The 26,405-nt window shown below is 48.6% G+C and carries 25 protein-coding genes and 2 riboswitches; of the genes, 18 read left to right on the forward strand and 7 right to left on the reverse strand.

The annotated features are described in order from the left end of the window. The first annotated feature begins 388 nt into the window (after positions 1-388). Positions 389-553, forward strand: a complete 165-nt coding sequence (locus E8L90_RS30985) for a hypothetical protein (RefSeq protein WP_244297381.1) — start codon at positions 389-391, stop codon at positions 551-553. A gap of 48 nt (positions 554-601) precedes the next feature. Here the strand turns inward: E8L90_RS30985 and E8L90_RS30990 are convergent, their stop codons facing one another. Beyond that, positions 602-751 carry a hypothetical protein gene (locus E8L90_RS30990; protein ID WP_244297382.1) on the reverse strand — a complete coding sequence of 50 codons (150 nt, stop codon included), beginning with the start codon at positions 749-751 and terminating at the stop codon, positions 602-604. 70 nt (positions 752-821) lie between these two features. On the opposite strand from E8L90_RS30990, the gene E8L90_RS25225 reads away from it, so the two are divergent. Then, positions 822-1,097 carry a hypothetical protein gene (locus tag E8L90_RS25225; RefSeq protein ID WP_137031842.1) on the forward strand — a complete coding sequence of 92 codons (276 nt, stop codon included), beginning with the start codon at positions 822-824 and terminating at the stop codon, positions 1,095-1,097. Between the two features lie 50 nt (positions 1,098-1,147). On the opposite strand, the gene E8L90_RS25230 is transcribed toward E8L90_RS25225, so the two are convergent. Together E8L90_RS25230 and E8L90_RS25235 are read right to left on the reverse strand one after the other, a co-directional pair. Next, positions 1,148-1,561 carry a MarR family winged helix-turn-helix transcriptional regulator gene (locus tag E8L90_RS25230; protein ID WP_137031843.1) on the reverse strand — a complete coding sequence of 138 codons (414 nt, stop codon included), beginning with the start codon at positions 1,559-1,561 and terminating at the stop codon, positions 1,148-1,150. Between the two features lie 204 nt (positions 1,562-1,765). After that, the gene (locus E8L90_RS25235; protein ID WP_137031844.1) at positions 1,766-2,383 is read right to left on the reverse strand and encodes a DUF3298 and DUF4163 domain-containing protein; all 618 of its coding nucleotides are present in this window, start codon (positions 2,381-2,383) and stop codon (positions 1,766-1,768) included. 147 nt (positions 2,384-2,530) lie between these two features. On the opposite strand from E8L90_RS25235, the gene E8L90_RS25240 reads away from it, so the two are divergent. From E8L90_RS25240 to E8L90_RS25270, 7 genes are all read left to right on the forward strand, one after another. After that, positions 2,531-4,006 (forward strand): methyl-accepting chemotaxis protein, encoded by a 1,476-nt coding sequence (locus tag E8L90_RS25240; protein WP_137031845.1) that lies wholly within the window; start codon positions 2,531-2,533, stop codon positions 4,004-4,006. Positions 4,007-4,277: 271 nt separating this feature from the next. Next, a riboswitch (SAM riboswitch) is annotated at positions 4,278-4,407 on the forward strand. Positions 4,408-4,607: 200 nt separating this feature from the next. After that, positions 4,608-5,636, forward strand: a complete 1,029-nt coding sequence (locus E8L90_RS25245; protein WP_137031846.1) for a BMP family lipoprotein — start codon at positions 4,608-4,610, stop codon at positions 5,634-5,636. Positions 5,637-5,741: 105 nt separating this feature from the next. Beyond that, positions 5,742-7,271, forward strand: coding sequence for an ABC transporter ATP-binding protein (locus E8L90_RS25250; RefSeq protein ID WP_137031847.1), 1,530 nt, complete (start codon positions 5,742-5,744; stop codon positions 7,269-7,271). After that, entirely contained in the window at positions 7,246-8,316 is a 1,071-nt protein-coding gene (locus tag E8L90_RS25255; protein WP_137031848.1) for an ABC transporter permease, read from the forward strand. The genes E8L90_RS25250 and E8L90_RS25255 overlap by 26 nt, the downstream gene beginning before the upstream one ends. After that, entirely contained in the window at positions 8,303-9,217 is a 915-nt protein-coding gene (locus tag E8L90_RS25260; protein WP_137031849.1) for an ABC transporter permease, read from the forward strand. The genes E8L90_RS25255 and E8L90_RS25260 overlap by 14 nt, the downstream gene beginning before the upstream one ends. Before the next feature lie 41 nt (positions 9,218-9,258). After that, positions 9,259-9,924, forward strand: a complete 666-nt coding sequence (locus E8L90_RS25265) for a sulfite oxidase-like oxidoreductase (RefSeq protein WP_137031850.1) — start codon at positions 9,259-9,261, stop codon at positions 9,922-9,924. Between the two features lies 1 nt (position 9,925). After that, entirely contained in the window at positions 9,926-10,651 is a 726-nt protein-coding gene (locus E8L90_RS25270) for a nucleoside phosphorylase (RefSeq protein WP_137031851.1), read from the forward strand. A 322-nt stretch (positions 10,652-10,973) separates the two neighbouring features. Here the strand turns inward: E8L90_RS25270 and E8L90_RS25280 are convergent, their stop codons facing one another. Together E8L90_RS25280 and E8L90_RS25285 are read right to left on the reverse strand one after the other, a co-directional pair. Next, positions 10,974-11,300, reverse strand: coding sequence for an ArsR/SmtB family transcription factor (locus E8L90_RS25280; RefSeq protein ID WP_122962512.1), 327 nt, complete (start codon positions 11,298-11,300; stop codon positions 10,974-10,976). 24 nt (positions 11,301-11,324) lie between these two features. Then, entirely contained in the window at positions 11,325-13,049 is a 1,725-nt protein-coding gene (locus E8L90_RS25285; protein ID WP_137031852.1) for a SulP family inorganic anion transporter, read from the reverse strand. A 296-nt stretch (positions 13,050-13,345) separates the two neighbouring features. Between E8L90_RS25285 and E8L90_RS25290 the strand changes: the two genes are divergently transcribed. Genes E8L90_RS25290 through E8L90_RS25320 form a run of 7 tightly spaced genes read left to right on the forward strand, consistent with a single transcriptional unit; the run spans position 13,346 to position 19,578 of the window. Next, a complete protein-coding gene (locus E8L90_RS25290; RefSeq protein ID WP_137031853.1) occupies positions 13,346-13,945 on the forward strand; it encodes a glycerol-3-phosphate responsive antiterminator in 600 nt (199 codons plus the stop codon). Continuing rightward, positions 13,923-14,585, forward strand: a complete 663-nt coding sequence (locus tag E8L90_RS25295; protein ID WP_137031854.1) for an HAD family hydrolase — start codon at positions 13,923-13,925, stop codon at positions 14,583-14,585. The genes E8L90_RS25290 and E8L90_RS25295 overlap by 23 nt, the downstream gene beginning before the upstream one ends. Before the next feature lie 6 nt (positions 14,586-14,591). After that, on the forward strand, positions 14,592-15,659 hold the full coding sequence (locus E8L90_RS25300; protein ID WP_137031855.1) for an ABC transporter ATP-binding protein: 1,068 nt from the start codon (positions 14,592-14,594) through the stop codon (positions 15,657-15,659). Then, positions 15,659-16,615, forward strand: coding sequence for a carbohydrate ABC transporter permease (locus tag E8L90_RS25305; RefSeq protein WP_137031856.1), 957 nt, complete (start codon positions 15,659-15,661; stop codon positions 16,613-16,615). The genes E8L90_RS25300 and E8L90_RS25305 overlap by 1 nt, the downstream gene beginning before the upstream one ends. A gap of 26 nt (positions 16,616-16,641) precedes the next feature. Next, the gene (locus tag E8L90_RS25310) at positions 16,642-17,469 is read left to right on the forward strand and encodes a carbohydrate ABC transporter permease (RefSeq protein ID WP_137031857.1); all 828 of its coding nucleotides are present in this window, start codon (positions 16,642-16,644) and stop codon (positions 17,467-17,469) included. Between the two features lie 30 nt (positions 17,470-17,499). Continuing rightward, positions 17,500-18,828 carry an ABC transporter substrate-binding protein gene (locus E8L90_RS25315; RefSeq protein ID WP_137031858.1) on the forward strand — a complete coding sequence of 443 codons (1,329 nt, stop codon included), beginning with the start codon at positions 17,500-17,502 and terminating at the stop codon, positions 18,826-18,828. Between the two features lie 30 nt (positions 18,829-18,858). Beyond that, positions 18,859-19,578 carry a glycerophosphodiester phosphodiesterase gene (locus E8L90_RS25320; protein WP_137031859.1) on the forward strand — a complete coding sequence of 240 codons (720 nt, stop codon included), beginning with the start codon at positions 18,859-18,861 and terminating at the stop codon, positions 19,576-19,578. A gap of 62 nt (positions 19,579-19,640) precedes the next feature. Here the strand turns inward: E8L90_RS25320 and E8L90_RS25325 are convergent, their stop codons facing one another. Together E8L90_RS25325 and ggt are read right to left on the reverse strand one after the other, a co-directional pair. Then, complete coding sequence (locus E8L90_RS25325) at positions 19,641-21,629, reverse strand: methyl-accepting chemotaxis protein (protein ID WP_137031860.1); 1,989 nt, start codon at positions 21,627-21,629, stop codon at positions 19,641-19,643. A 79-nt stretch (positions 21,630-21,708) separates the two neighbouring features. Further along, positions 21,709-23,427 carry a gamma-glutamyltransferase gene (gene ggt, locus E8L90_RS25330; protein ID WP_137031861.1) on the reverse strand — a complete coding sequence of 573 codons (1,719 nt, stop codon included), beginning with the start codon at positions 23,425-23,427 and terminating at the stop codon, positions 21,709-21,711. 182 nt (positions 23,428-23,609) lie between these two features. Further along, positions 23,610-23,698, reverse strand: a riboswitch (cyclic di-GMP riboswitch). Positions 23,699-23,939: 241 nt separating this feature from the next. Between ggt and E8L90_RS25335 the strand changes: the two genes are divergently transcribed. Continuing rightward, entirely contained in the window at positions 23,940-24,557 is a 618-nt protein-coding gene (locus tag E8L90_RS25335; protein WP_137031862.1) for an SET domain-containing protein, read from the forward strand. Between the two features lie 79 nt (positions 24,558-24,636). Next, on the forward strand, positions 24,637-26,304 hold the full coding sequence (locus E8L90_RS25340; RefSeq protein WP_137031863.1) for a glutamine--tRNA ligase/YqeY domain fusion protein: 1,668 nt from the start codon (positions 24,637-24,639) through the stop codon (positions 26,302-26,304). Positions 26,305-26,405 lie beyond the last annotated feature (101 nt).

Consider the following 26,405-nt stretch of genomic DNA (forward strand, 5'->3'; position numbering starts at 1 on the left):
TTTATTTTTACTATTCTCACATCAAAACGATAAGATTGATCTCGCTTCGTTTATTGGATACTCTGGGCCATTTATGAAATATGCACTATTCAATTCTTTCCTGTTTTGGTTGAGTGACGAGATAGTTCGTCTTATTCGTCCTCAAAAGACCGGAAATAACATTGAAATTAATAAATGACTTCTCCTGACTGAGGAATTCGAAACAGAAATCAAAGGATTGTTCTGTGGCGGAGATGGTGCCAGAATTACGCGTGGTCTGGCACAGGCCGGAGCTGCCGGGGTCTGGATGGCTCGCAATATCGCGAAACCGTTAGGATAAAAAGAAAACGATCAGAAGGAAATAGGCTTCTTGCCGGGCGCGCTTGTGCTTGGTGGGGAGCCTTTTTTCATGACAGAACAGCATCAGGAAAGTAATGGTCCCGATGTCACGAGGGATTGGGCAGAAGCGTATTGTATAAAAGGGCCAATAATCAAACCACGACCTTTTGTTGGCAGGGAGGTATCTATGTTTTTTTGTGATGATGATGACGATACCGCTGTATTAGCACTTTAGATTATTTCGATTGGCTTTGTCAGACTCGCCATTGATAAAACAACCAGATTATGCCAAAAGCCTGCCTGCGACAACGAAAAACTGATACAGCCCCTCATTCAATTGAACAAGCAAATCAACGGGAACAATAAGAATTGCAATGACAATGACAACGATGATGATAGGCAATTCAAACGAATTGAACAGCAAATTGCTCAATTACGAGACAGTATTCAAGATATAAAGAAGAATTTACAGGAGGAACCATCCAGCAATGGAGGGAAGAAGAATGATCGAAAAAAATCTGGCGAGTGAGCTGGTAGCGGTAGGCGGGTGGATCGCAGTTCTGGGCGCCTTCCTGGCTGCTATAGGCTCGACTGGACAAGTGGAACCGGATCAGGATAATTCTACAGGGAACGGAGTAAATGACAAAGAATCTAATGATTTGAAAAAACAAGTGCTGCAACAGAAAAAGCAATTGCAAAAGCAACAGATACAGCTTGAACTGATTCAATTGGAACAAGAGCTCAACACTATCCTCACTACCACTAGGAAAAATAGCTAACAAAAAATGACTTCACCAAACTGCTCTTGGGCGAAGTCATTTTTTACTTGTTACAACGGCTGTAAATTATCGTTCATTTTCTTCAATACGCGGTTAAAGATAGCGAGTTCTGCTTCGTCAAGGCCGCGGAGTGCCAGTTCCTCTTGCTCTTTGGCAGCCTCCAGCCATTCCGGGAACCGTTCGACTGCTTGCGGAGACAAGGACACATAGCGCTCACGCTTGTCATCACCCTCTGAGCGAATAATCCAGCCCATCTCTTCCAATCGGGTGAGTGTCCGGGTAATCGTCGGCGCTTCCACATTCAGGTAGTTACTCAATTGTACCTGGGTGAGCGCTTCACGATAATGCAAGCAAAGGATAATACCCCATTGCGAACTGTATAATCCCATGGGAGCCATCGTCCCATTTAGTGATTTACTAAATATTCTTGCGGTTTGGCTAATTCGATGACCATAATATTGCATGAGTATATACCTCCAGAAAAGCTGGTCCGATATATCGTACACTTTATTGCTTAAGTAAATATGTACAATAACATACTAGCAGTTTCAGGCATATAAGTAAACGTTTATTCGATGGCGAAATTATGGATTTTATGACATAAATAGAATCAGGCGAGTGTCTTGGAAGCAGACACTCACCTGGGCGAAAAATACGTGACACAGTAGTTAATCTGCGGACAAGATACTCAAGGGCCCTTTTTCATTGATGAGCGGTTCCAGTTCATAGACCGAAATGGGGAACATGGGGAAACCGACGTAGTAAGGCGTAATTTCGTACAACTGAAAGTAGATGACCAATGCTTTATCGGCGAGGTAGTAATCCTGATCGGGCTTAATGGAAGTAAAGCCATTGAGTGTGGGGATGTTTCTTTCTTTGATTTGACGCTTGATGTTTTCGGAAATCACCTTGACGTAATCACTTCCAGGCTTAAATAATTCACGCAGTGTATACAGCTTGCCTGTTTGGATATCTGCGGTGATCGACCCAAGGAAGGTCATGCCGTGAGCCATTTGTGGTGTGTAGGCGTAGTTGCTCAACACGACGCTGAAAATACCGCGTTCGTTTGTCTTGATTTCGTAGCTTCCTTGCATTTCTGTATTTCCCGGTACCTGGACCCGTTGTTGCTCGTGAATTAATCCTTGAACCGTTTGATAAATCGCCCGGTTGATATCTTTTTCCGCTTGCTGGTTGGCTAAGCCTGCCAATTGGGGATAGTAAATCGTGGTGTTCGGACGGCTAATCGTCCGTGTCAGCACAGTAGCTGGCAATTGATTCAGTTCCACTTTTCTCCATGTGCCTCCTGTACGTGTGAGTTGTGTAATAGCCTATTCGAAATTGTTTTTGGCTGTTCTCACTTTTTTCACAAATTTGCCAAAGGTTTGGCTATATAATGGGGAAAGAAACCGATACACAAAAAAAGGGGGGCAATTATGATTCAATTGGTTCGCAATACTTTGACTGACAAAGAAGGCTTTATGATTTTCATCCTATGGAATCATTTGTGGATGGCGGGACTCATTGCCTACCAAGAGGATGTGAACTTCTGGAAAGTGACGTCCTTGGGATTGTTGGTTACGTTAATTGTTTCGCCATATTACTTCGTTCGCAAAGATAGTCATGTGATTCGTTATCTGGTAGCAATCGGACTCATGTTTTATGCTATTTCCTTCGATCACTTTACCGATTACCAAGAGATTACCTTCCTCGCCTTTATCGTCATGGGCTTTTTGGCAGCCTATTTAGATTGGAAGCTGGTCGTAACAGCGGGAATTGCCCAAATCATCGTTACGATTGTCGGGTTTTATACGGGAACCTACGAGATTTTCGATGGTGATTTTACGGAGCTCAATTTGCTTATGCGTATTGTCACGATTCTCATGATGATGGGAGCCGTAACGTATCTATGTCTCGCTGGACAAACCTCCTTGCGAAAAGCTCATGACGCAAGGCAGGAAGCGGAAGAGAAGGAGCGCCGTCTGGGAGAGATGCTTTTGAACATCCAGCAAATGACGGAGCAACTGGATCGTACAAGCGATCATGTGCACGAGCACGCAGAAGGTACGAAGCGCAATACAGATGAAATGATGGTAGCCTTCAAGGAAGTCGCCACAGGCATGGAATCGCAGGCGAATTCTACGGTGAAGATTGAAGAAGAGGTTCAATCTATCGACCAGGAAATCGAGGCAGTCACAACACAGACCAACGCAATGAAAACGGAATCGCAACAAAACAACCGTCGTCTGTCAGAAAGCGTTCAGATGATGAACGAGCTGTCCTCGCAGATGGAGCAAATTGTGCAGGCAGTCAATGTAGCAGCCTCTACGATTCACCAGCTCAATCGACAGGCGAATCGCGTAGAGGAAATTGTCGGCGCTATTAATCAGATCGCGACACAAACGAATCTCTTGGCACTGAATGCGGCGATTGAATCGGCTCGTGCAGGCGAGCATGGACGGGGATTTGCGGTTGTAGCGGATGAGGTACGCAAGCTGGCAGAACAAAGCGCGACAGCTACGCAGGAGATTACCGACATTCTCAAGTCACTCCATCAGGAAAGTGAGAATGCGGTGCAGCATATGAGCAACGGGGAAGTGTCTGTTGCAAAAGGCCAAGAGCTGGCTGTGAAAACAGTGGCCTCCATCGAAGCAGTGCGTGCCGGTATGATGGCCTTCCTGCAAGCAGCTGATCAAGTAAGCTCCAGCATGGACCGGGTAAAAGTGCGTTCCGGTGAGGTTGCCATCGAGATGTCGACCATTACAGCTGTAACCGAGGAATCCGTAGCCAACCTAGAAGAGCTGTTTGCGACAGCAGAAAACCAGCATCAAAAAGTGCGTGAGATTACGGAAGAGCTGGGCGAGCTGAATACGTTGTCTCATCGCCTCCAGCAAACCTTTCACGTAAATTAGAGGTTGTTTAAAAAGTCGTCTTTTGATCACGAAGTAGTTCTGAAAGCTGATTCGGCATCGAAATTGACGTTCACCTTCGAAGTCCGGTGCTCATGTAGGTCCCCTACACTCCGCTCCTCCTTCTTCAGGTTCTCGCCAATTTTTCGGTGCTGAAAAGACGACTTTTTAAACTTCGATTTACTTTTAGAAGTGTTTGGAATTAAGAAAAAAGAATTGCATTTTCGAACTGTTCTGCTAGAATGAATTTCATTGTAACTAAATACATTCACCTACCTTATCAAGAGCGGCGGAGGGACTGGCCCGATGATGCCCGGCAACCACTGATCATGTCTATGCATGAACAGAAAGGTGCCAATTCCTGCAAAACCTGTACGATGTACGATGGTTTTGACAGATGAGGAAGAGAACGGCTTCGTACGCAAACTCTTCCTCCGGGGAGAGTTTTTTTGTTGTATTTGTAAAAGATGAGGAGGAATAAACGAACGATAAATTAATTCTATAAGAGAATATTCGTAAATAGTATTGAAAAAATGGATAAAAAGCCGTACATTACCTAATAGGATAAAGAAAAACGTAAAGTTCGGATAGGGAGAGATACATCATGAAGAAGTTATTGCTGGCATTAACGACATTCGCAGTATTGGCAACAGGGTGCTCGACTGGCACAAGCGCACCGGCAGAGCAGTCAGGGGGACAAGCAGCAGGACAAGAGGGCGCGGCGAAAAAGCGAATTGCCTTGATTTTGCCCGAGAAAATCGGTGTGAATCCGTTCTTCCAACAAATGGATGATGGTGCAAAGAAAGCCGCACAAGAGCTGGGCGCAGAAGTGAAAACGATTGAATCTACAGACCATGGAGCGATTGAAGAAAATCTGCGCGTGGCTGTTGCAGAAAATTATGACTTGATCATCACATCTTCCTTTACATCAGAGGATGCATTGAAAAAAGTAGCTACCGAAAATCCTGACCGTAATTTTGCGATTATTGATACTGTAGTGGATTTGCCAAACGTTCGCAGTGTTACCTTCCGCGAAGAGGAAGCGGCTTACCTGGTGGGAGCAACAGCAGGTTTGGCAACGAAAACGAACAAAGTAGGTATGGTTGTTGCTCTTGATATCCCGCAGTTGAAAAAATGGACAGTTGGCTTCGAAGAGGGCTTGAAAGCAACGAATCCAAAAGCAGAGCTGATGGTCAACTACGTAGGAAGCTTTACTGACCCGGCAAAAGCGAAGGAACTGGCTTTGCTCCAAGCCTCTAAAGGCGCTGACTTCATTAACGGTGCAGCAGCAGTAGGCGACCTCGGCGTTTTCGAAGCGGCGAAGGAAAAAGGCTTCTTCACAGCAGGCCAAGACGTTGACCGTACGACGATTGATCCAGAGCATATTGTTCTGTCCCAACTGAAAGGAACTGACGCGGCAGCTTATGAAACCGTGAAAACCTTTGTAGAAGGAACGTTCAAACCAGGTGTAGTGGCGTACGGCTTGAAGGAAAAAGGTGTTGGTGTAACCTATGTCACGCACGAAAGCAAGACGCCGCTGAACGCATTTATCGGACAAGAAGTCGTGGATAAAGTGAAAGCGATCAGCGATGAGATTGTAGCAGGCACCCGCAAAGTACCAGATAAATTCTAAACACGCACGTAAAAAGCTTGTGCACAGTGAGGGATGTGACCGACTACGGCTGTGTAGTCGGTCTTCTATTTTCATAAAAGGACGTACAGAAATGAGGGAGTGGGAATGACCGATCGCTTGGAAATGAGGGCCATGACCAAGAAGTACGGAGATTTTACCGCCAACGACAAGGTGTCGTTCTCACTGGCAGCAGGAGAAGTCCACGCGGTTGTCGGGGAAAATGGAGCGGGCAAAACGACACTGATGCGGATGCTGTACGGGATGGAGCAGCCTACATCGGGAGAGATTCTGTTAAACGGCAAGCCAGTTGTTTTTCGCGGACCAGAGGACGCCATTCGAAATGGAATTGGGATGGTTCACCAGCACTTTATGCTCTTCGGAGAATTCAGTGTGACTGAAAATATCGTGATTGGATATGAGCCGAAGCAGGCGGGTTTTTTCAAAAGAAATGACGCGGAGGACAAGGTGCGGGCGCTGAGTGAGCAGTATCGCATTCCGATACATCCGCAGGCCAAGGTAGCGAATTGCTCGATTGGGGAACAGCAACGGGTCGAAATTCTGAAGGTCCTGTATCAGGGAGCGGATATTATCGTGTTGGACGAGCCGACCGCTGTCCTTACCCCGCTGGAGGTACGCGACCTGCTGCAAACGATTCGAAACTTGGCAAAGAGCGGCAAGAGCGTCATTTTGATTACACATAAGTTGCAGGAAGTCATGGAGGTAGCCGATCGTATTACGGTACTGCGCGGAGGCAAAGTGACGGGAACGGTTTCGCGGAATGAGACAAATGCGGATGATTTGGCAAGATTGATGGTCGGACGAGAATTGCAGGAGCTAGCTGAGCGAGTTCCTCTGGATAAAGGCCCCTTGTTACAGGTGGAGAATCTCTCGGTTCGAGAAAAGCAGACTCTGCTCGATCAAGTCAGCTTTACCGTACACCACGGGGAAATCGTAGGAATTGCAGGCGTTTCCGGGAATGGACAATCCGAGCTGCTGCAAGCGATCAGTGGTTTGCGAGCGGCACTAGAGGGCACGGTGCGGTTAGGCGGCAAGGACGTGACGAACAAATCAGTAGCCACCATTCGGGATGCTGGCTTGGCGCATATTCCGGAGGATCGGTACCTGTGGGGAACAGCCAAACTCTCAAGCGTCGAGGAAAATGCGTTGATGGGTTATCAGCGAAAGCCTGCTTACAACCGCCGCGGCGTCGTTTTGCGGGAGAAATTCCGCCAAGTCGTAAAAGGCTGGGTTGAGCAGTTTGCCATCAAGACAGGCTCCCGACAATTGCAGGAGCTGGCAGGGAATCTGTCAGGTGGAAATTTGCAAAAGCTGATCGTAGCAAGGGAGCTGGGGCATGAGACCCCGTTTTTAATTGCGGCTGAGCCTACGCGAGGGGTGGATATTGGTGCCATGGAGTACATCCATCAGGCCCTGATCGAAAAGCGCAATCAGGGAGACGGGATCTTGCTGGTCTCGTCCGAGTTGTCCGAAATTCTCGCCTTGTCTGACAGGATTTTGGTCATGTATAAAGGGCGAATCGCTGGAGAGCTTTCACGCCTGGAGGCAACCGAAGAAAAAATCAGCGTGATCATGGCGGGAGGAAGCATTCATGGCAGCAATCAAAGAGCTATCTAAGTCATTGGTTCAGCCGTTCTTGGCTGTCGTCATCGGCTTGTTGACCGGGGCGCTGGTCATTGCTGCAGTTGGCGAATCGATCTTGGGCACCTACCTGGAAATGTGGAAAGGGGCCTTTGGCAGTTTTTATTTCTTTACGTCTACATTAGCGCGAGCTACGCCTATCATGCTAATTGCCTTGGGTCTTTCCCTCGCATTTCGGGCAGGGGTATTCAATCTGGGGGCGGAAGGGCAAATGGTGCTGGGTGCCGTAAGTGCTGCGTTAGTTGCGATCTATTTGCCAGCACCGGGAATGATCAAAATAGTGGCGGGTATTTTCGCAGGAATGGCGGTCGGCGGGTTCTGGGCGTTGTTGCCAGGCTTTATGGAAGCCCGCTTTCGTATTCCGTTACTCATCTCTACGTTGCTTTTTAACTACATCGCGGTATTGTTTGCGAGTTTTCTCGTGACAGAGCCATTCCGGGATCGTTCGGGCTCTGCGGCTCTGGCACAGACCGTCATGCTGGAGAAAAGTGCTTGGCTTCCGAAGCTGTTTGCAGGGATGAGCGTACATGCAGGGTTTTTGTTTGCGATCGTTGCAGCGCTGCTGTTGTTCTGGGTCCTTCGTTTTACCCCATTTGGCTATGAAGTGAAGATGCTGGGTCAAAACTCGCTGTTTGCTCAATACGGAGGAATTAATCGGATTCGGGTGATGCTGACCGGGATGTTTGCCAGTGGTGGCTTGGCTGGCTTGGCGGGAACAGTCGAGGTAATGGGGGCGCACTATCGCTTTGTGGACGGGGCGCTGACTGTACCGGGCTTCGCCTGGACGGGCCTGATGGCAGCTCTGCTTGCGAACTCGCACCCACTTGGCATCATTGTGACTTCGATCCTGCTTGCTGCTTTTCAGACAGGGGCCATGGGTGTAGAGCGCAATACGGATGTGCCGCTGGAGCTGGCAAGTGTTATACAAGCCGTATTGATTTTGTTCATCTCCGCCAAGTTCAGCTACGACTGGTGGAAAAAGCGGAAGGCAAAAGGAGGGGAATCGCATGGAGCTCTTTGATTGGTCCCTCCTCAGTTCTACCATTCGGATGGTCACGCCGATCTTGTTGGCAGCTTTGGGTGGAGCGCTCTGCGCACGTGTCGGGATTTTTAATGTTGGCTTGGAGGGATTGGTACTGGTCGGTGCCTTTTCCGCGATTGTCGGCAATCATTTTACCGGGAATCTCTTTCTGGCTGTTTTGATTGCAGCGCTGGCTAGCATTGTCTTTTCTCTCTTATTCGCGTACATGACGATCAAGCTTAGGGCGAATGAAATCGTCGTCGGTGTGGCGATTAACTTTCTCGCACTGGGGTTGACGACATTTGCACTACGGGCGATCTTCGGTGTCAAAGGGGCGTTTTACGATAAGGATATGGTTGGCTTGCCAACCGTCGAGATTCCTTTCATTCACGATATTCCGGTCATCGGCGGTATTGTCTCTGGTCATTCGCCGCTCGTGTATTTTGCGTTTTTGGCTGCGATTTTGTTGTATGTGTTCTTTTATCGGACGGTTACGGGCTTCCGCGTCCTCGCAGTTGGTCTGAATCCCGTTGCGGCTCGCAGTCTCGGTCTGAAAGTGACGGGACTTCAGATGCTGGCGATTGTGATGAGTGGCGCATTGTGCGGGGTTGCAGGGGCACAGCTTTCACTGGGGCAAGTCACGATGTTTACAGAAGGTATGACGGCTGGTCGAGGCTTTATCGCATTGGTAGCGATGATGATGGGGCAGTCGCATCCACTCGGTATTTTGGCTTCGAGCCTTTTGTTTGGATTGATGGATGCCCTTAGTATTCGATTGCAGGGCTTTTCGCTTCCGACTCAGTTCACTGCCATGCTGCCATACGTGCTGACGATTGTGGCGATGTTCTTCTTGAAGAACAAGAGTCAGATCGGCAGCGCCCATCAGCAGAGCACCCGTTAAACACAGGCCATATAGACAGCGTAGACAGGGGGAAATGCGATATGAACAAGGCGGATCGGATCAAAAAAATGAAAGTACCCGCCCTAGTGGAACCGGAACTCGCCAGACGACTTCCGCCAGGACAAATCCTGACAGAGCGTTTTCCCATTTTGCATGAGGGAGACGTGCCGGTGTATGACATGAACGAATGGACGCTGCGCGTTTTCGGTGAGGTAGATCGGGAAGTGACGCTCTCCTACGAAGAGATCATGGCGATGCCGCAGGTGACAGTGACGAGCGACATTCATTGCGTGACGCGCTGGTCGCGTTTTGACAATGCGTTTACAGGCGTGCGTTTTCGTGATTTTCTACAGGCGATTGGCGTGACTCCTCAGGCGAACTTCGTCATGCTGCACGGTGATCACAACTATACCGCCAATGTGCCGCTCGTTGATTTGGAGCGTGATGATGTGCTGCTGGCTCACTCCTTTGATGGAGAGCGACTGACGGACAAGCACGGCTGGCCGCTTCGCCTGGTTGTTCCACATCTGTATTTCTGGAAAAGCGTGAAGTGGATCAGAGGAATTGAATTTATGACGGAAAACAAGCCCGGCTTCTGGGAGCAAAATGGTTTTCACCTGATCGCAGACCCGTTTCGTGAAGAGCGGTTCTCGGGTGAAGTATTGCCGATCCCAGAGGATGAGTGGGAGAAAAAGGAGTTCGATTGAGATGTTGACGAATCTAAAGGTAGATCCAGAACAACTGCCCAAGCGCGTCATCGTGTGCGGTGATCCAAAACGTGCAGCCTTGATTGCATCGAAACTCGACGATCAGCGTCAAATCGGGGAAAACCGCGAGTATCACAGCTATGCGGGTACGTGGAAAGGTGTCGAGGTAGCGGTAGTGAGCCATGGGGTAGGTGCACCGGGAGCAGCCGTATGCTTCGAGGAGCTGGCGAAGGGCGGCGTTCAGGTCATCATTCGCGTAGGAACTGCCGGGTCATACCAAAAGGAAATCGAGACAGGTAGCCTCGTCATCAGCTCCGCAGCCGTTCGCCAAGACGGCTTGACCAGTCAATTGGTTCCGGCAGGCTTCCCGGCTGTTGCCAATCGCCATGTCGTGGACGCGCTTGTACAAGCAGCAGGAGCAAACGCATCAGACTTGAAGGTATTCGAAGGAATCACGCTGACACTCGATGTCTTTTACATTGGGGTGCTGGAATTCCCGCACAAGCTGTACCAAAAAGCCGGCGTTTTGGCAGTCGAGATGGAAAACACCGCTCTCTTCGTAATTGCGGCGCTTCGCGGTATGAGGGCAGGCTCTATTTTGGCAATTGACGGATATGCAGATGCAGACTTGCTCGACTCGTATAACCCGCACACCGATGTAATGGCAAAAGCCATCGAAGCAGAAGCGTTGATCGCATTGGATGCAGTCATTGCCGTTTCCCAGTAAAAATAGGTAAGCCCAGGACGGTTTAAAGGTCCTGGGCGTTTTTGTAGTTTTAAAAGGTATCGCTGAGCCAATAAAGCTGGTGAGAAGAAAAAGCACAGAGCTCGTAGACCTTGACAACGCCTACCCAGTCGGAACTTCAAAAAGGGGACCCGCTTGTCGAACACTTCTTCTAAGAGAAACTTCCGCCCGTAGGGTGGCTTTGGCTCGACGGTCCCCTTTTTGAAGTGTAGACGGACAGTCCACTCCCTCTTGCGGGCGTGTCAGAGTCGAAGAGAACTGTGCTTTTTCTTCTCCTCCACTATGCTGACTCAAACCAAAGTGATCATTCCTCGTTAAAACGATCCAGCATAGAAATCGTATCAATCAGATGATTGTTAAAAATTTGTCTGGCCACACCCAATAGCTCAATGATCATCGGATCACGCAGTGAGTAGGTGACTTTGTTTCCGTCCTTCGTTCCGTACACGATATTGTTGTTCCGCAAAATAGCGAGCTGTTGGGAAACAGCGGAGCCTTCACTCCCGATGAGCGTCTGAAGCTCGTTTACATTCTTATCTCCTTCCGCCAGCAGTTCCAGAATCCGAATCCGCAGGGGATGACCCAACGCCTTGAAAAAATTTGCTTTAAATTGTTGTAGTTCCAAATTCAATGATAGGTTCCTCCAATCGTAACATCATGTGGAAGTTTCAGTAGGAGTGGACAGGCGCGTGCATTCGCGGAAGGCAAAATGCTTGCATCCGAGGCACTTCCCAGTATCAAGAAGACTGAGGGCATACGCGATCGCGTCTCCAGTATGAGCAAAAAAGTGAGCTTCGCCTACGAAGTCATATAGTCCCGTACGCTGCAAGATTTTCTTGGGGCCAGATTGGATTCCGGAAAAAAGGACTGTTGTCCCTTGGTCCATACATTGTTTCACAATCCGGGACAAATTCGCTTCCCCGGTCATGTCCATCAGGGGGACTTTTCCCATCCGCAGCAGCAATACCTTTGGATGTCGCTGAAGGGTTTGCATAAGGGAGCTTTCAAACAAGTCGGCATCCCCGAAAAACAGCGGCCCCTCAATCGTGTAGATGCTGATTTGCGGGCAATCGTGACCCTCGGTAACCATATGCGGCATGACTTTGTCGTTCTTGGAAGAGGGATCAGGCAGCACCTGAGCTACCCGTAAGCTATCACGCGTTCGTTTGACAAACAACAGGATAGACAGCACCAACCCCACTTCAATTGCGACGGTTAAATTGGTGAAAACGGTCAAAAGGAAGGTGAGCACCAGCACAAAAGAATCGCTCGTCTTTGCTTTTAGCATGTGGGCAAATTCCTTGCGCTCACTCATATTCCAGGCAACCAGCATCAAGATCGGCGCCATACTCGCCAACGGAATATGCGAGGCGTAAGGGGCAAACAGTACCAAGATGAGCAAAACGACCAGACCATGAATGATGCCAGACATGGGGGATGTTGCCCCGGTTCGAATGTTAGTGGCTGTTCTCGCAATCGCGCCAGTAGCCGGAATTCCCCCAAATAACGGGGTCACGATGTTGGCAATTCCTTGGCCGATTAATTCCCGGTTGCTGTTGTGGCGACTGCGTGTCATCCCATCGGCGACGACAGCCGATAATAAAGACTCTATCGCTCCTAGTATAGCAATGATCAGGGCTGGACTCAGTAACTTTTGGACACGTTCCCATGTGATTTCAGGAAAATAAAAGCCGGGTAATGTACTCGGTATCTCTCCAAAGGTAGAGCCAATCGTCGCTACCTTTCCTTCCAAAAAGAGGACAGAAACGACACTAGAGACTACGAGTCCGACGAGAGAGGCCGGTATGCTTCGGAAGAATCGGGGAGTCACCAAAATAAGGGCGAGACTCAAAATCGCAATGGCAACGCTGTATAGATGAATCGTGTTCAGATGAAGGACGATTTCCCCCATGTTGGACAAAAAATCCTCGTGTCTTTGCAGCTGCTCCAGGCCGAGAAAATTGGCAATTTGACCGGAGAAGATGATAACGGCAATCCCCGAAGTGAATCCGATGATGACGGGGCGCGGAATGAATTTGATCAGCCCTCCCAGCCGTAGAACCCCCATGAGAACAAGGAGAATCCCTGCCATGAATCCAGCGAGGAGCAAGTCTGCATAACCGTATTGCATGACGATTGCAAATAATATCGGGATAAAAGCGCCTGTAGGTCCTCCGATTTGATAGCGGGAACCGCCAAAGAGAGAAATCAATATTCCGGCGATAATGGTTGTGTAGATCCCGTACTCAGGCTTTACTCCGGAGGCGATAGCAAATGCCATCCCCAATGGTATGGCGATAATGCCGACGATTAACCCTGATACACAGTCTTTTCGAAAGGAAACGAGATCGTAGCCTTCGAATCTTGGTGCCCACTTCATGATTGCAACCCTTCTTTTCGTATTTTCGAATATTTGATTATTTGAATATAGATGGATCATACATCTGCTCTTCGGTTCCGTCAATTCCATCCTTACATGAACTTTTCGGTTTATTAACATTCCCTTCAAGATTCCTTAACGCTCGTACAGTACTATTCAAAGTAACAAGTGAACACATCCCTTCGGTTGGAGCCATGGAGAAACCCCCGACAGCTTTCCAAGCACTTTCATCGAGAGTTCTTTGGCATTGTCATGTCGCAGGGTTTTTTGTCTTGGGCATAAGGAGGCTTAAGCGAGTGAACCAGGAACAATTTCATGCAAGACTGGCACAGTACAAGCTGATCGCTTCCGTAAAAGAAGCGAAGTATCTAGAAAAAGCGGCAGAGGCAAATTTGAGTGCTGTAGTGCTCTCGATTGGCAACATTGGTGTGATCAAGGGCTACGTGGATTATTTTAAGTCGAAGAATATCCCTGTATTCCTTCATCTGGAGCGGATAGGCGGAATCAGTCATGACCGGGAAGGCATCGCATTTCTGGCGCATTACGTCAAGCCAGACGGAATCGTCACTACGCGCAACACACTCGTCAAGCTGGCGAAAAAGCAAGGCCTGCTGACGATTCAGCGCTTGTTTATGGTCGATAGCGACTCAATTAAATCAGGCTTAACTTCCCTGCAAGATACACAGCCTGACGCTGTTGAGCTGATGCCTGGTTTACTGCCGGAGTTTATCGAAGAATTTCGTAGTGTGATCGATACCCCGATCATTTCTGGCGGGCTGATTCGCAAGCGGGAACAGATGGAGGAAGTATTAAAGCATGGAGCGACAGCTGTCTCAGTCGGAAGTCCCCTGCTGTGGAAGGAGTGTAAGACCCTTGATTCAAGCGTTGTTATTTGATTTGGACGGGACCTTGCTGGACAGTCGGGATGCGGTCGTGGATGCCGTTGCCTTTACTGCTCGGCAATACGCACCGGGACATTTTAGCAGGGAAGAGCTTCTTGCGCGTTTTGGAGAATCTTTTGATGATTTTTTGGCGGCAGTTGCTACAGCAGCAGGCGTCCCAGACAAAAAGGAAGTGCTGCAAAGGTACTTCGCCTATGTACGGGAGCATCATGAAGAACACGTCAAACTGTTTCCGTTTGTTCGCGAAGGGTTAGAAAAGCTGAAGGCGGCGGGCTTTGCGATGGCGATCGTCACGAACAAGCAACGGGAGTTTACATTGGCTGGTCTGGAGATGGCGGGGATTGAGCATCTGTTTGAGGCAATCGTGACTGTCGATGACGTATCACGAGGCAAGCCGTCGGCTGAGCCTGTACAAAAAGCATTGGTGGCGCTGGACAAACGTCCCGAGCAAGCCATAATGATCGGTGACAGTCGCTATGATGTACTGGCTGCGGTAGGAGCGGGTGTGCAGTCTGTCGTACTGGAGTGGTACGGACAAGAGAACTGGCTCTACGCTTTTCCGGATTACCGCTACGCCAATTTCGAGGCATTTGTTACGGAAATGCTGGCCGCAAAGGCACAAGGAGGGAAATAAAAACAGATGGCACGTGTGGTGTTGGAGAAGGTAACGAAGGCCTTTCAGAATCAAAGCGTGGTCAAAGGATTAGATTTGGTCATTCCAGACGGCTCCTTTACGGTTCTGGTAGGTCCGTCCGGCTGTGGGAAATCAACCACACTCAGGATGATCGCTGGCTTGGAAACAGTGACGGACGGCAAAATCATAATCGGTGATCAAACGGTGAACCAATTGCCACCTGGCAAGCGTGATATAGCAATGGTTTTTCAAAACTACGCCCTCTACCCAACTATGAACGTGTACGACAATATCGCCTATGGCTTGAGAAACCGGGGAACGTCGAAAAAGGAATGTCAGGCGCTGGTCGAGGAGATCGCGGAAATCGTCGGGCTATCCGATTATCTCAAGCGCAAGCCATCTCAGCTCTCCGGTGGTCAAAGGCAGCGTGTTGCACTCGCTCGGGCTATGGTGAAAAAGCCAAAGGTCTTCCTGATGGACGAACCACTCTCCAATCTCGATGCGAAGCTGCGAAATCAGATGCGAGTGGAATTGACCAGCCTGCACAAGCAGCTCGGCAGCACCTTCATCTACGTGACACATGATCAGGTAGAGGCGATGACCATGGGCGATCAGATCGTCGTCATGAATGACGGACACATTATGCAAGTAGCGACCCCGATGGATTTGTATCAGGAGCCGGAAAATCTGTTTGTTGCCCAATTTATTGGTTCTCCGCCGATGAACATTGTTTCAGCGGAGGGTAAGAGTGAACACGTATGGGGATTCCGCCCGGAAAAAGCAGTGTTGTTCCCTACTGGTGTCTCTGCCATCACGAGCGAAGAGATGTGGAACGCACGAGGTCAGGTCGTATCCAGGGAAATTCTCGGCTCAGACACGCTCCTTCACGTGGAGACGGAAAAAGGCAGGGTCATCGTCAAAGCGGACTCGGAGGTCGCGATGCAGGTCGGCTCTTCGGTTACGGTCACTGTACCGTGGGCGTACATATATGTGTTCGAAAAAGGGAGCGGAAAACGAGTGGGTCGCATGAGTGGACGAGTGCCTGTATCGACACGTGCAGGAGGCGATAGCTGATGCGAAAAGCGGCAACTGTACAGGAGTTGCCGGGTGTAAGCCAGTCGAAAACAGAAGTGCGCTCGCCGGCATTTGCATGGTCTGACCTCGCATCCCGGCTGCGTCCGTACTTGTATCTGGCACCCGCATTGATTTGCTTTGCCCTGTTCTTCTTTTACCCGATTGGCTCGATCATTTATTTGAGCTTTCAGGACTGGTCACTGATCAATTTGGAGCAAATGGAATGGGTAGGCTTGCAAAACTATCAGGACTTGATGGTAGACGGAGATTTTCATCAAGTATTGGGAAATACCGTGGTCTTTACCATTGCGACAGTGGGGATCGGCTTGACGTTATCTTTCCTGCTCGCCCTGTGGCTGAATAAAAAGGCAAAGGTGTACGGCATTATTCAGGCGACTGTTTTCAGTCCTCACATCATCTCGCTGGTATCTGTCTCCATGCTGTGGATGTGGCTGATGGACCCGCAGTTTGGCCTGTTGAACGCAGGACTGGAAGCGGTCGGATTGCCTGCGTATACGTGGCTGACTGATCCGAAAAGCTCGTTGCTGTCACTGATTATCGTCAGCATTTGGAAAGTTGTCGGTTATAACACGCTCATTTTCATCGCAGGTTTGCAAAGCATTCCGGGCGATATATACGAGGCAGCAGCACTCGATCAATCGCCATGGTGGCGGACGCTGAGACGGATTACCATACCGATGCTGTCGCCAACGATTTTCTTTCTGCTCATTATCAATACGATCACATCCTTTCAAGCGTTCGACACGATTGCCATTATGACACAGGGTGGTCCAATCAATAGCACGAACATGCTTGTCTACTACATTTATCAGCAGGGCATGGACTTCTACAATGGCGGGATTGCTTCGGCTGCCTCTGTCATTTTGCTGATACTGGTAGGGATTTTAACAGCTATACATTTCCTGGTGATGTCCAAGCGCGTGCATTATCGCTGATGAACTCATGAGAAAGGAGGAGTAGCATGTATCGAGTGGTTTTGGCTTCACGCAAGACCGTGGAATGGATTGGGCTTTTGATTGTGGGTTTCCTGTTTGTGTTCCCGTTTCTGTGGATGGCATCGACGGCTTTCAAAACGATGCCAGAGGTCCTGCAATTTCCCCCGACGCTTTTGCCTGAGACGTGGGAGTGGAGCAACTTCGCCCAAGCCTGGGAATCAGGTCCGTTCCATATGTTTACGTGGAACAGCATTCTCGTTGCGGTAGGGATTTTGATCCTGCAATTTTTGACGGCGGTGCCTGCGGCCTACGCTTTTGCACGCTACAAGTTTCCCGGTCGCAATCTGTTGTTCGGTCTTGTCTTGATTGTCTTGATGATTCCCGGACAAGTCATCTTTTTGCCGATCTACGTGCAATTGAGTGGCTGGGGGCTCATCAATACGCTGTGGTCGCTCATCCTGCCGTACGCAGCCAGTGCTTTCGGAATCTTCCTGCTCAGGCAAGCGTTCATGCAGGTGCCCGATGAAGTGATCGAGGCAGCGCGTTTGGACAATGCTTCCGAGTGGAAGATCATGTGGACGATCATGGTGCCGATGGCAAAGCCTGTACTGGTCACCTTCGGACTATTCAGCTTTATTTACCACTGGAACGACTATTTCTGGCCGCTGATTATGACCAACAGCGACGAGGCGCGCACCTTGCCGATCGGAATATCCAGCTTGCACATGTCCGACGGCGGAACCTTGTGGAACGTCATGATGGCGGGCAACATGATCCTCATTCTACCGATTCTCGTGATTTTCTTCGTGGCACAACGGCATATTATCAAAGCGTTCATCTACCAATCTAAATAAAAAGATAGCTCTTAGGGAGGAAATCAAACCATGTTTTCCATGAAAAAGACGGGAACGATTCTATGTGCATTGACTATCGGTTTGTCAGGAGTGTTGGCTGGATGCGGATCATCTGGAAAAGAACAGTCTGCTAGTACAGGCGGCACTTCTCAGCCAGCAGCATCTACAGCATCCAGCGGCCCTGTCCAAATTGATTTCTGGTATGCGTTGGGTGGCGTTCGTGGGAAAACCATCGAGGATATGGTCAAAAAATTCAATGAAACACATAAAGATATTATCGTCAAACCAGCCTACCAAGGGGCGTATCAAGAGAACCACTCCAAAGTACTGGCATCTGTAGCAGCGAACAATAATCCAGATGTCACGATGGTCGAGATCGCTTCCATCGCGGCATTTGCGGATGCAAAGGTCTTGGAAGATTTGACTCCCTACTCGCAGGGGGATGAAAAGAAGTACATTCCAGGTCTCATGAAAAATTCTTATTGGAAAGACAAACTATACGCAGTACCATTTAACCGATCCACTCCATTGTTGTACATCAACCGCGATATGTTAAAAGAAGCAGGACTTGATTCAAACGGTCCGAAAACATGGGATGAGCTCGTTAGCTTTTCGCAAAAGCTGAGCAAAAAAGAAGGAGATAAAATTACCCGGTACGGCTTCTCTACACCAGTTGATATCTGGTTCTACGAAGCGCTTGTTTTCCAAGGCGGGGGCAACATCTTGAGCGAGAACGGTAAGGAGCTGACAATCAACAACGAAGCAGGAAAAGCACCGCTTGAGCTCTGGTCCAAAATGGTGAAGGAAGGCATCATGAAAAACCCTCCAGGAGAGAACTACAATGCGTGGGATGTAGCAGAGCAAGACTTCCTGAATCAAAAAGTGGGCATGATTTTTACCTCGACAGGCTCCTTGACGGAATTGAAGAAAAATGCCAAATTTGACATGGGTGCAGCTTTCTTGCCAGCCAATAAAACGCTTGGTACGCCAACGGGCGGCGCGAATCTCGTGATGCTGGCGAAGTCGACCGATGCAGAGAAAAAAGCAGCGTGGGAGTTCATGAAGTGGATGACCGATACCGAGCAAACAGTTCCGTGGTCAATCGCTTCCGGTTATATGCCTGTTACGACAGAAGCTATTGATTCGGCTGAAATGAAGGCATTCTATGAAAAAGAGCCAAACTTCAAGGTCGCGGTAGATCAACTGCAATACGGCTATCCTCGTCCAATGGCTCCTGGCTACAAAGAATTGCAGGATGTGATTCAAAAAGAACTGCAACGTGCGATGCTTGGCCAAGCGACTGTAGATGAAGCGATGCAGGCGGCGACGGAAAAAGGCAGCAAGCTTTTGAAAAAATAACAGAAACGAAATGATAGAGGAGCTGGCGAAATGAACATTTGTATGGCACATCGCGGGTGGTCAGGCAAAGCCCCGGAGAATACAATGACAGCGATTCGACTGGCTCTGGCAGAGCCAGCTATCAAAGCAATGGAAATTGATGTACAGCTGACGCGTGACGGTGTTCCGGTGCTGATTCATGACTTTACGCTGGAACGCACGACCAATGGCCGCGGTTTGGTCATGGATCATACGCTGGCAGAGCTGCGTGAGCTGGATGCAGGGAGCTGGTTTGGCGACAAGTTTGCGGGCGAGCGAATCCCTACATTCGAGGAAGTGCTGATCGCAGTAAAAGGTCGCTGCACGCTAAATATCGAGTTGAAAGCAACAAGTGACATGTACCCGGGTATCGCTGAAAAGGTGCTCGCACTTGTAGAGAAGCATGGAATGAAGCAAGAGGTGTGTCTGACTTCATTTGACCACGATTTGATCCGTCACGTTCGCACGCTCGATCAAGAAGTGCAGACAGGCCTGATTGTATATGGTCGCCCTGTACTCATGCTGGAACAGATGGAGGCAGCAGGTGCTACGATCCTCTCCATGGGATATCCGTATCTGAATCGTGAGCTAACAGTAGCCGCGATTGAAAAAGGCTTTAAAGTCATCGCGTGGACGCTGGATGATCCGAAGCATATCCGCGAAGTCATTTCGTGGCATCCTCAGGTTCAAATTTGCACGAACCATCCTGACCGGATGTGGGAGTTTGTGTAAGCACAAGCAGGAAAGAGCCGCCGGGCAACATGCCAGGCGGCTTTCCTGTTTCGTTGTTTGGACTATATCTTGAATTTGCTTACATGCGATTGTAGTTCTTCGGCTATTCTTGCCAGAGAAGTAGCTGATGAATTGACTTCTTCCATAGCTGCTAGCTGTTCTTCTGTGGCGGCCGATACGCTTTGTGTTCCGTCAGCAGAATTCTCCGCTACTTCTTCAATGACACCGACCAATTCTACCACCTGTTTGGTGCCTAAAGACATTTGCTCAGAATAAGATTTTACTTCTTGAATTTGGCTGGCCACCTGCGTGACAGCATCTTGGATCTGTTCGAAGGACTTGCCTGCATTGTTAACGACCATAAGTCCAGTGGCGACCTCCTTGGTGCCCTGTTCCATCGAAACGACAGCCTGGTTTGATTCGAGCTGAATCGTCGTAATCAACAGTTTAATCTGTTGCGCTGATTGCGCGGACTGCTCAGCCAATTTACGCACTTCGTCTGCCACAACGGCGAAACCGCGCCCCTGTTCACCAGCTCTCGCCGCTTCAATAGCTGCGTTAAGCGCTAACAGATTTGTTTGTTCAGCTATGGCAGTGATGACTTGTACGATTTGTCCGATTTCCTGCGAACTGTTTCCTAATCGTTTGACGATATCGGCAATGTTGCCGACAGTGTTCTCGATCGATTGCATCTGGCTGATAACGACCTGAAGGGCCTGATTTCCTTCCACTGCAATTTGGGAAGCGTCCAAAGCTGATTCGGCAGCTTGTTGTGCATTCGTGGCAACCAGCTGAGCCCCTGTCGATACACCTTGAATTGCGGTGACACTTTCCTCTACACTCTTCACTTGCTTTTCCGCACCGTAAGCTACTTCCTGAATCGTTATGGCGATTTGCTCGGTAGCCTTGCTCGTATGGTCGGAGTTGACCGACAATTCCTCTGCTGAAGAAGCAAGATCTGAAGCTGTATCATTTACTTGTTGAATAATCGTTCGCAGGTTGAGCACCATGGTGTTTACTGATTGGGATAGCTGTCCAACCTCATCCTTGGTTCGAATTTGCAACGGTTGTACAGTCAGTTCACCCTCGGAAATGCGGTTAGCCACGGAGGCAACTGCCGCAATAGGACGGGAGATTTGCCGGGAAACAACGTATGCGATTGCGATCACGACAGCAACAACAATGATGACAATGATCGTAACCATGGTGGTAACGGATGAAACCGCAGACGTTATGGATTCGACAGGGATATGCAGATACAAACCAAAGTTGGTCTTGGGAATGGGGGAATAGGTGACAACGTATTCCTTGCCATTGTCTGAGTAGTTGTATGAGCCCTTTTCCGTTTTTCCTGATTTCAGGATTTCCATTAAGGGTTGCGGCAGAGCGGATTGGGCAAGCGGTTTTCCGATCAGATCCTGGGTAGGATGGTACTGAATGTGATCCTTGTTATCAACGAGAATCGGATAACCATCGTTGCCTACTTTCAAATTTTTGAGGAATGTAGATGCGAAGTCGTCTACATTGACGAGCCCGGTCAAGACACCAAGCTTCTCATTGTTTTTCCCTTTTACAGGGGAAGCGACGATGATAGAGCGATTGCCGGTTGTCTTCGCAACAAGAACATCAGAGAAGCTGGGCTTGTCTTGCATGCCGTCTTTGAAGAATTGGCGCTCGCCAAGGTTGATTCCAACGCTCTTGGGGAAAGTATCAGCTGTTACTTTTCCGTCGCTTGCGATAAACGTATTTCCGTCATACAGTTTCATTTCCTCGGTAAACTTGCGAATGAATTCATTTTTTGCTGCTGCATCATCGGATTGAATATCCGAGGTACGGGCTAAAACTTGAATTTCTGTCATACGCCGGTCCAGATATTGATCCATAGCTATGGCTGTACTGGAAGTAAGGTCAACATAGGATGATTTTTGTTTATCAATCAGAATGGATGAAAAGCTGCTCGTGATAAACAACGAAACGGCAGTAAGTGGAATGACGGCTACGACGAGAAACCAAAGGATCATTTTGTTCCTGAGTTTGTTGAACAAAAACATAGGTTTGTCCACTCCTAATCCGTGAATGCAAAATAGAAACAGTCAGCTGCTGAGATGAACTCAGCAGTCTGACCAAATATTAATAGCCCATTGCTGCGCCTTCACCGCGAGGATCAGCACCACCGAATTTTACATTGGTTTTCGGGTCAATCAGGATGGCGCCGGACTGTCCCATCGCATCGGTATAGGCTGCTTCCAGCTTTTCGACTGGATGCCCACGTTTAATGAGCTCGTCTAGGACTTCTTGAGGGATGCGGCTTTCCACCTTGAGATTGTTGGAAGCAGATCCCCAGTTGCGTCCATGCAGCCATCTTGGTGCTTCGATTGCGTCTTGCACGCTGAAACCAAAGTCGATGATACGTGTGACGAGAGCGGCTTGCGTTTGCGGCTGTCCTTCTCCCCCTTGTGTTCCGTAGAGAAGATAAGGCTTGTCCCCTTTAAAGAGCATCGCTGGGTTAATGGTGTGGAAGGTGCGTTTTCCTGGTTCCAAGTGATTGATGTGTTTGGAATCCAAAGAGAAATAGCTTCCGCGGTTTTGTAAAAGGACGCCCGTATCTTTCGCTACGATGCCGGAGCCCCAGTCAAAATAGTGACTCTGAATGATGGATACTGCATTCCCATCTTTGTCGACGATCCCGAACCAGGTTGTATCGCCTTTTGGATCCAGTGGTTCTACGGATTTGGCGGCTTGCTTCATATCAATGCGCGCAGCTAAATCTTTCCCGTGCTGCTTGGACAACAGCTCATCCACAGGGATATCCACAAAGGCAGGGTCAGTCAGCCATTTGTCGCGGTCAGCAAAAGATTGTTTGGTAGCTTCTACAATCGTGTGATAGTAATCGGGTGTTCCTTCACCCATGCTTTTGAGGTCGAAGTTATTCAAAACATTAAGAATGGAGAGTGATGCCATGCCTTGGGAGTTAGGCGGCACGTTGTACGCTTTATAACCGCGGTAGTCTACTATAATTGGCTCTGCCCAAGTGGAGGTGTGCTTCTCAAAATCTTTCAACGTGAGCAATCCGCCGTTGGCTTTCATGTCTGCTACGATTTTTTTAGCAACTTCTCCTTTATAAAAACCGTCAGCGCCTTTTTTTGCAATGATTCGCAAAGTATTGGCAAGATCCTTTTGTTTGAGAATTTCGCCTGCTGCATAGAGATCGCCGTTGGGCTTCAGGAATGTTTTACGGAATTCATCAAAACGTTGAAGATTTTTCAAGTCATTGTCAGTTGGATCTGTCGCGTATTTTGTCCAATATACTTGGTTAGGGGAGACGGGATATCCGTTCTCGGCGTATCCAATGGCAGGCTCCAGCAGTCTGTTCCATTGAAGCTTATTGTTGCCCATGCTTTTATGGGCGTAGTTGTACGCCTCCCACCAGCCGGAGACGACACCAGGGACAGTGTTTGCCGATTCATAACCGCGGGACGGGATTTTTTCGTAGCCTTTGTTTTTGTAATAGTCGAGGGTTGCCTTTTCTCCTGCACGACCACTGCCGTTCAGCGCCTTTAGCTCTTTTGTTTTGGCATTGTAGATGAGCCAGAAGTTATCTCCACCAATGGTTGTGTAATGAGGATAGACGACAGCTAATGTGGAAGCGGCTGTAATAGCAGCATCTACTGCGTTTCCACCGTCTTCCAATGTCTTCAGGGCTGCAGCTGTAGCCAGATAGTGAGGAGTCGTCACCATTGCGTTCGGTGACATCGATGTTGGACGGTTAGCAGCTTGTGCCCCAGAGAATGTTGATACCCCGATGACAGCAGTCAGCGCGACGGTCGAGAGTTTCTTCCAGAATGACATTCCTATGAAACCTCCTTCATGATGAATAAAATAATGAATTCATTAAACCGGCTATCCGCTGTTACCTCACCTCCTTCAAAAGTCAAAAATACACAAACATACAAAAATAGACAAAAATAGACATTGTGAACACAAAAAAAGACCAATGATATAGGATCATTGGTCTCGTCCTACATCAATACTTCGGTAGCTGGCAAGCGTGTCCGCTGTTGCGGAGGTAGCCCCTGTAGCTTTGCGTCGCCGGATTTCCCCGGGTATGCCGTTTCGATATCAATGGATGAAGCATAAAATTGACACATTTACTGATGCGATCGTTGTGGGAAAAAGTTCCTAAAACTCCATTTGCCAATAATATAGACTATTTACCATTTGTGGTAAATAAGAAAAATATTTTAATCCGGAAAAATAGTTAGGAATGCTATGTATTTTTCGAAAGATATTCACACACCTCCTGGGGCTGAACTGCTTATGATGATAAAAAGGCACATTCGCCAAGGGGTGAAACAAAGACCATGATGCATCCCGATACAGAATTGCGCTATATCAACGATGAGATCGGGTACGGTGTGTTTGCGACAAGGTTTATCCCAAAAGGAACGATTGTATGGGCACAGGATGATTTGGACCAGGTATTGGACCCTGCATTTGTGGAAAGACTTGACTCATTACGAAAACAGGACGTACAAAAATATTCGTTTAAAAACCAGTTCGGAAAGTACATTCTTTGTTGGGATAAGGCAAGGTACGTGAACCACAGCTTTCATGCGAATTGTGTGCCAACCATGTATGATATGGAATTGGCTGCACGGGATATTTTTCCGGGCGAAGAGTTGACTGATGATTATGGAACGTTAAATCTGGATGAACCTTTTGATTGTTTGCCCGAGTCTGACACGGACCGCTCCCGCGTAATGCCCGATGACTTGCTTCGGTATTACCCGCAGTGGGATCGGATTGCAGCGGAAGCATTCCAACATTTCAATCATGTTGAACAACCTTTGCTGCATCTGATTCCCCCGAAGCATCTCGAAACGATTCGTGGGATCACGGAGCAGCGCTTAGCTGTTGATTCTGTCATTCACCTGTATTGCAGGTCACAATGGCAAACGGGGCAGCAATGGGAGACATGAGCGGGTCGGTCAACGACCCGATTTTGTTGAACTCTGGGTAGAGAATCAGTATTATGGAATGTAAAGGTGAAGTGAAAGGTTGATTTCATTGGAAAACAAGGTAGCGGCATCCAATTTTATCCGCAATATCATGATTGATGACTTGCAAGAGGGCAAAGTAAAGGAAATTATTACCCGCTTTCCCCCAGAACCGAACGGGTATCTTCATATTGGACATGCGAAAGCGATCTGTCTAAACTTTGAGTTGGCACGAGAATTTTCCGGCAAGGCCAACCTGCGTTTTGACGATACGAATCCGGTAAAGGAAGACATCGAATACGTAGAGGCTATCAAAAGGGACGTTCAATGGCTTGGCTTCGAATGGGACGGGTTGTTTTTTGCATCTGATTACTTTGAAGAGATGTACAACCGTGCGGTGCTGTTGATTAAAAAAGGTCTGGCTTACGTAGACGATCTGTCTCCCGAAGACATGCGTAAAATGCGTGGAACATGGACAGAGCCAGGTACAGATAGTCCGTTCCGCAACCGGTCTGTGGAGGAAAACCTGGACCTGTTTGCACGTATGCGCCAAGGGGAGTTCAAGGACGGAGAAAAGGTGCTGCGTGCGAAAATCGACATGGCTTCTCAGAACTTCAACATGCGCGATCCAGTTCTGTATCGGATCTCCCATGCAACGCATCACAACACGGGCGACAAATGGTGCATCTATCCGATGTACGACTTCGCTCATCCGTTGGAGGATGCCATTGAGGGCGTGACACACTCCCTGTGCTCACTGGAATTCGAAGATCATCGCCCATTGTACGACTGGGTAGTCCGCGAGTGCGAAATGGAGAGTGCACCACGCCAGTACGAATTTGCTCGCTTGAACCTGACCAACACCGTTATGAGTAAACGCAAGCTGAAACAGCTTGTCGATGAGAATGTAGTAGACGGCTGGGATGACCCGCGCATGCCAACCATCGCAGGCTTCCGTCGTCGTGGCTATACACCGGAAGCGATTCGTACATTCGCTCGTGAAGTAGGGGTAGCGCGCGCTAACAGCACGGTTGACGAGAAAATGCTAGAGTATTTCATCCGTGAGGACCTGAAGCTAAAGGCACCGCGTACGATGGCTGTTTTGAATCCGTTGAAGGTCGTCATCACGAACTATCCGGAAGGGCAAGTCGAGATGCTCGAAGCGGAGATCAATCCAGAGAACCCAGAGATGGGCAATCGTCAAATTCCGTTCTCCCGCGAAATCTACATTGAGCAGGATGACTTCATGGAAAACCCGCCGAGCAAGTATTTCCGCTTGTTCCCGGGAAATGAAGTGCGTTTGAAGCATGCGTACTTCATTAAGTGCAATGACGTTGTGAAGGATGCAGACGGCAACGTGATCGAGATCCATTGCACGTATGACCTTGAGACGAAGAGCGGCAGCGGTTTTACAGGTCGCAAGGTAAAAGGGACGATTCACTGGGTAGATGCGACCAATGCGCTTCCTGCTGAATTCCGTTTGTATGAGCCATTGATTATGGATGATGAAGACGCAGAGGGCACATTCCTCGACAACGTTAACCCGAATTCGTTGGAAGTGCTGCAAGGCTATGTGGAGCCAAATATGAAAGAAACCAAGCCACAAGACAAGTATCAATTTTTCCGTCATGGCTATTTCAATGTCGATCCGAAGCATACGACAGAGGATAAGCTCGTATTCAACCGGATTGTATCGTTGAAGAGCTCCTTTGAACTGCCAAAGGCATAGGGAATACTCATATAAATCAAGCGTTGCTGTGCATGGAGAACCCGTGTGCAGCAGCGCTTTTTTCTTTCGTGATTATAAATCAGGATGTATAATTATTCTGT

This window comes from Brevibacillus antibioticus (assembly GCF_005217615.1).
Taxonomy (GTDB): domain Bacteria; phylum Bacillota; class Bacilli; order Brevibacillales; family Brevibacillaceae; genus Brevibacillus; species Brevibacillus antibioticus.

Coding starts and splice junctions, on each gene's coding strand:
- E8L90_RS30985 (WP_244297381.1), top strand. CDS start 389: ATGACAGAACAGCATCAGGAAAGTAATGGTCCCGATGTCACGAGGGAT.
- E8L90_RS25225 (WP_137031842.1), top strand. CDS start 822: ATGATCGAAAAAAATCTGGCGAGTGAGCTGGTAGCGGTAGGCGGGTGG.
- E8L90_RS25230 (WP_137031843.1), bottom strand. CDS start 1,561: ATGCAATATTATGGTCATCGAATTAGCCAAACCGCAAGAATATTTAGT.
- E8L90_RS25240 (WP_137031845.1), top strand. CDS start 2,531: ATGATTCAATTGGTTCGCAATACTTTGACTGACAAAGAAGGCTTTATG.
- E8L90_RS25245 (WP_137031846.1), top strand. CDS start 4,608: ATGAAGAAGTTATTGCTGGCATTAACGACATTCGCAGTATTGGCAACA.
- E8L90_RS25250 (WP_137031847.1), top strand. CDS start 5,742: ATGACCGATCGCTTGGAAATGAGGGCCATGACCAAGAAGTACGGAGAT.
- E8L90_RS25255 (WP_137031848.1), top strand. CDS start 7,246: ATGGCAGCAATCAAAGAGCTATCTAAGTCATTGGTTCAGCCGTTCTTG.
- E8L90_RS25260 (WP_137031849.1), top strand. CDS start 8,303: ATGGAGCTCTTTGATTGGTCCCTCCTCAGTTCTACCATTCGGATGGTC.
- E8L90_RS25265 (WP_137031850.1), top strand. CDS start 9,259: ATGAACAAGGCGGATCGGATCAAAAAAATGAAAGTACCCGCCCTAGTG.
- E8L90_RS25270 (WP_137031851.1), top strand. CDS start 9,926: ATGTTGACGAATCTAAAGGTAGATCCAGAACAACTGCCCAAGCGCGTC.
- E8L90_RS25285 (WP_137031852.1), bottom strand. CDS start 13,049: ATGAAGTGGGCACCAAGATTCGAAGGCTACGATCTCGTTTCCTTTCGA.
- E8L90_RS25300 (WP_137031855.1), top strand. CDS start 14,592: ATGGCACGTGTGGTGTTGGAGAAGGTAACGAAGGCCTTTCAGAATCAA.
- E8L90_RS25305 (WP_137031856.1), top strand. CDS start 15,659: ATGCGAAAAGCGGCAACTGTACAGGAGTTGCCGGGTGTAAGCCAGTCG.
- E8L90_RS25310 (WP_137031857.1), top strand. CDS start 16,642: ATGTATCGAGTGGTTTTGGCTTCACGCAAGACCGTGGAATGGATTGGG.
- E8L90_RS25315 (WP_137031858.1), top strand. CDS start 17,500: ATGTTTTCCATGAAAAAGACGGGAACGATTCTATGTGCATTGACTATC.
- E8L90_RS25320 (WP_137031859.1), top strand. CDS start 18,859: ATGAACATTTGTATGGCACATCGCGGGTGGTCAGGCAAAGCCCCGGAG.
- E8L90_RS25325 (WP_137031860.1), bottom strand. CDS start 21,629: ATGTTTTTGTTCAACAAACTCAGGAACAAAATGATCCTTTGGTTTCTC.
- ggt (WP_137031861.1), bottom strand. CDS start 23,427: ATGTCATTCTGGAAGAAACTCTCGACCGTCGCGCTGACTGCTGTCATC.
- E8L90_RS25335 (WP_137031862.1), top strand. CDS start 23,940: ATGATGCATCCCGATACAGAATTGCGCTATATCAACGATGAGATCGGG.